This is a genomic window from Bacillus cereus group sp. BfR-BA-01441 (assembly GCF_022663075.1).
Classification (GTDB): Bacteria; Bacillota; Bacilli; order Bacillales; family Bacillaceae_G; genus Bacillus_A; species Bacillus_A cereus.
Genome location: NZ_JAKUEU010000194.1, coordinates 1 through 1,641 on the forward strand (window position 1 = coordinate 1; position 1,641 = coordinate 1,641).

Here is a 1,641-nt window from a genome sequence, read left to right on the forward strand (position 1 = left end):
TTTGTTGACCATTTGTTTTTACAAAATCTTTCAATGAATCTACAAGTGTAGTAACCCTTCCTTTAATCTTTTCTGGTTTTTTAGATCCATTACCACCAAAGGATTTATATTGTTTAACCCACTTAGTTTGTTCATCTTCATTTTTCACTTTTAATTCTTCTGTGAATTCATCATACCAATTCTTAAATGTAACAGGTGAAACTTTGTTTTCAAGAGCATATCTTGTTACATTGAATAACATTGGTAAATTTGTTGGTTTTAAAAACTGTTTGTTTGGTTCATCAATAATTTTATCAAGAGCATCAAAAACTTTTTGACATACATTAATAAACTCTTCTGTTTGTTCTGGTCGCGCTCTTAAACCACCTACATATTTTGTTACTTCTGTCGGAGTAAAACCAGCATTAGTCATTTCATATTCGTCATCATATAGCATAATAAATTCAGAAATAACTTTTAAATCTTCTTCTTTCTTTACTTGATTGTTAGTAAATTTAATTTTATCTTGGAACAGTGCGTGTGAAACTAGCGTTCCCATTTTTTCGGAAAGTTCAATTCCTAATTTCGCTTTGGCTTTTTGAATATTAGAAAGTGGCATTCCAGAATTTAATCTAAAGAAAATTTCTTCAATTTCTTCAAAAGTAATATTTTCAAATGAGATAATACTAAAATGATAATCTTTTACATCATCTTGAATTTCTTCTGGTAGTTCATCAAATGTAAGGCCAGCTACTTCAACCCCGTTTACATCAGGCGTTGCTTCATGTAGCGCAAAACCATTGTCTAAAAATTTAAAAGCTGTAGTCAATCTTTGTTTTCCATCTAATACACTGTAAATTCCATCTTTCTTTACAGCATATACTTGTGGAACTGGATAACATTCCGCCATTGAATGGATTAACAACGACATTCTTTCATGATCCCATTGTTCTTCCCTTCTTTGAATTGGATGATCAAAATTGATTGTTCCCTTTTCGAAACTTCTTTTAAATTGCTTCGCTGACCAAGAATTGTGTGATCTTTGCGATTTGTCCATTTCCAACACTCCTTTTCTTTATGTTACTTACTTGGTTAATTACATTATACCATAATATATATTGAATGTATAGTGAATATATATTATTCGATAAAAAGTTTTAAAAAAATGAAGCTTGCTAAATTTACAAGCTTCATATTATGAATTTAACTTTCTAATATTCTTTTAAATACTTCTAATCCATTATATTCTCCTTTTTCATTTTGAAAATTACTGTAATTATTAAACGTTGGCTTTTCAGCTAGAATTCTTTCAGACTCTTTAACAGCAATTGAAGAAGAATGTCTTAAATTCAAACAAATTTCAAAACCATTTGCAAAGAAAAGGGGAGGAATAGCTATATATTGTTGCATACATTTTTGTTTATAGTGAATGATTGCTTGCTCAATATCCACTTCATCAAAATAAAAGATATCTTTTTTCAGTATTAATTTTATCGCTTCATTAATTTGATTGTCTGTAGTAAAGATCTGTGAAGTAATTAATTTATCTTTTAATACAGAATAGATATGTTTGATATATTCTTCTTCTTCCTTTGTAAACACTATCTCATTTTGAGCTGTATTATTAGATATTTTCTCTATTAAAGAAGAAGAAGTATTTAA

General features: G+C 28.5%; 2 protein-coding genes. Both read right to left on the reverse strand.

Going from position 1 to position 1,641, the window contains the following annotated elements:
• A partial coding sequence (locus MR107_RS29820; protein WP_242293133.1) for a GmrSD restriction endonuclease domain-containing protein occupies positions 1-1,036 on the reverse strand: 1,036 nt, incomplete at its 3' end.
• A 146-nt stretch (positions 1,037-1,182) separates the two neighbouring features.
• Positions 1,183-1,641: hypothetical protein (locus MR107_RS29825; RefSeq protein WP_242293134.1), on the reverse strand; the 459-nt coding region annotated here is incomplete at its 5' end.